The organism is Allolucifera butyrica (genome assembly GCF_900476375.1).
Lineage (GTDB): Bacteria > Bacillota > Negativicutes > Sporomusales > UPPP01 > Lucifera > Lucifera butyrica.
The window spans coordinates 1-2,954 of sequence record NZ_UPPP01000005.1 but is presented as its reverse complement, the minus strand read 5'-3'; the positions used below and the strand labels follow the sequence as shown (position 1 = coordinate 2,954).

Annotated in this window: 1 rRNA gene; it reads left to right on the top strand. The window is 53.4% G+C overall.

From position 1 onward, the window contains the following. Window positions 1-2,915: ribosomal RNA gene (locus LUCIF_RS00035) — 23S ribosomal RNA — on the top strand; the annotation flags it as partial. Window positions 2,916-2,954 lie beyond the last annotated feature (39 nt).

Here is a 2,954-nt window from a genome sequence, read left to right as displayed (position 1 = left end):
AAGGGCATACGGTGGATGCCTAGGCGCCAAGAGCCGAAGAAGGACGGGGTAAGCTCCGAAAAGCCAGGGGGAGCCGCAAGCAGGCAATAATCCCTGGATCTCCGAATGGGGGAACCCGGCGGTGGTAATGCACCGTCACCTATTGCAAAATAGGAGGGCACCCGGGGAACTGAAACATCTAAGTACCCGGAGGAAAAGAAATCAAACGAGATTCCCGAAGTAGCGGCGAGCGAACAGGGAAGAAGCCCAAACCAGGCGAGGCAACTCGGCTGGGGTTGAGGACCGGCAAAAGAGTCGCGAAGTCAAGCCGAACTACCTGGAAAGGTAGGCCGCAGGAAGTAAAAGCCTTGTAGGCGAAAGACGGAGCGAAAGGGCCGGAATCCAGAGTACCACGGGACACGAGAAACCCTGTGGGAAGCAGGGGGGACCACCCTCCAAGGCAAAATACTCGTGGCGACCGATAGCGCATAGTACCGTGAGGGAAAGGTGAAAAGCACCCCGGGAGGGGAGTGAAAGAGAACCTGAAACCGTATGTCTACAAGCAGTCGAAGAGCTATGCGATAAGCAAGCTTGACGGCGTGCCTATTGAAGAATGAACCGGCGAGTTACAGTCACTAGCGAGGTTAAGTGGGAAACACGGAGCCGAAGCGAAAGCGAGTCTTAATAGGGCGATAAGTTAGTGATTGTAGACCCGAAACCGCAGTGATCTATCCATGGCCAGGGTGAAGCCTAGGTAAAATTAGGTGGAGGCCCGAACCCGTGAGCGTTGAAAAGCTTTGGGATGAGTTGTGGATAGGGGTGAAATGCCAATCGAACGCGGAGATAGCTGGTTCTCCCCGAAATAGCTTTAGGGCTAGCCTTAAAGGGAGAGTACAGGCGGTAGAGCTCTGATCGGGCTAGGGGCCGTAAAGGTTACCGAACCCAGTCAAACTGCGAATGGCTGTACTTATCTTTAGGAGTCAGACTACGAGTGATAAGACCCGTGGTCAAGAGGGAAACAGCCCAGACCATCAGCTAAGGTCCCCAATGCCGTGCTAAGTGGCAAAGGATGTGAAACTTCCGAAACAACCAGGATGTTGGCTTAGAAGCAGCCACCATTGAAAGAGTGCGTAATAGCTCACTGGTCGAGAGGTTTTGCGCCGAAGATGTCCGGGGCTAAAGCACGGAACCGAAGCTATGGCATGTCGAAAGACATGGGTAGGGGAGCGTTCTTATAGCGTAGAAGCAGTACCGGAAGGAGCTGTGGAGCGATAAGAAGTGAGAATGCCGGTATGAGTAGCGAAAAGGAAGGTGAGAATCCTTCCCACCGAAAGCCTAAGGATTCCTGAGCAACGATCGTCGACTCAGGGTAAGTCGGGACCTAAGCCGAGGCGTAGATGCGTAGGCGATGGACAACTGGTTGAAATTCCAGTACCACTTGAAGTCGTTTGAGTGATGGAGTGACACAGGAGGAAAGTTAAGCGCGAGGATGGAAAATCGCGTCTAAGCCGGTAGGGTGAAACCGAGGGAAAACCCGGTTTCGAAAAGCCCGAGAAGTGATGGGGAGCTGTTAGAAATAACGGCGAACTTAACTGGACCACACTGTCAAGAAAAGCTTCTAGCGAGACGGAAAGTGCCCGTACCGCAAACCGACACAGGTAGGCGGGGAGAGAATCCTAAGGTGCGCGGGAAAACCCTCGTTAAGGAACTCGGCAAAATGTCCCCGTAACTTCGGGAAAAGGGGAGCCTCGGATGTGTAGCCTAGAAACGGGCGAAGCAGGAAGAGGTTGCAAAAGAGAGGCCCAAGCGACTGTTTACCACAAACACAGGTGCCTGCTAAAGCGAAAGCTGACGTATAGGTGCTGACACCTGCCCGGTGCTGGAAGGTTAAGGGGAAGGGTTAGGCGCAAGCCGAAGCTCCGAACTGAAGCCCCAGTAAACGGCGGCCGTAACTATAACGGTCCTAAGGTAGCGAAATTCCTTGTCGGGTAAGTTCCGACCCGCACGAAAGGTGTAACGACTTGGGCACTGTCTCAACGAGGGACCCGGTGAAATTGAAATACCTGTGAAGATGCAGGTTACCCGCGACTGGACAGAAAGACCCCATGGAGCTTTACTGCAGCCTGACATTGGATTTTGGTAAATGATGTACAGGATAGGTGGGAGACAGAGAAGGATGTACGCCAGTATGTCTGGAGTCGATGTTGGGATACCACCCTTTGTTTACTGGAATTCTAACTAGCGGTGTAACGAACCGTAGGACCGTGTCAGGTGGGCAGTTTGACTGGGGCGGTCGCCTCCGAAAGAGTAACGGAGGCGCCCAAAGGTTCCCTCGGCGCGGTTGGAAATCGCGCTCAGAGTGCAAAGGCAGAAGGGAGCTTGACTGCGAGACGGACAGGTCGAGCAGGGACGAAAGTCGGGCTTAGTGATCCGGTGGTACCGAGTGGAAGGGCCATCGCTCAACGGATAAAAGCTACCCTGGGGATAACAGGCTAATCTCTCCCAAGAGTCCATATCGACGGGGAGGTTTGGCACCTCGATGTCGGCTCATCACATCCTGGGGCTGAAGTAGGTCCCAAGGGTTGGGCTGTTCGCCCATTAAAGTGGTACGTGAGCTGGGTTCAGAACGTCGTGAGACAGTTCGGTCCCTATCCATCGCGGGCGTAAGAGACTTGAAGGGAACTGCTCCTAGTACGAGAGGACCGGAGTGGACGGACCAATGGTGTACCAGTTATCCCGCCAGGGGTACAGCTGGGTAGCTACGTCCGGAACGGATAAACGCTGAAAGCATCTAAGCGTGAAACCAGCCTTAAGATGAGGTCTCTCATAGTGTAGACTAGTAAGACCCCTTAGAGATGATAAGGTAGATAGGCCAGGTGTGGAAGTCCTGTAAGGGATGAAGCTGACTGGTACTAATCGGTCGAGGGCTTGACTTCATGATTTGCTCATCTTTCTTCTGGGTAGTTTTGAGGGAA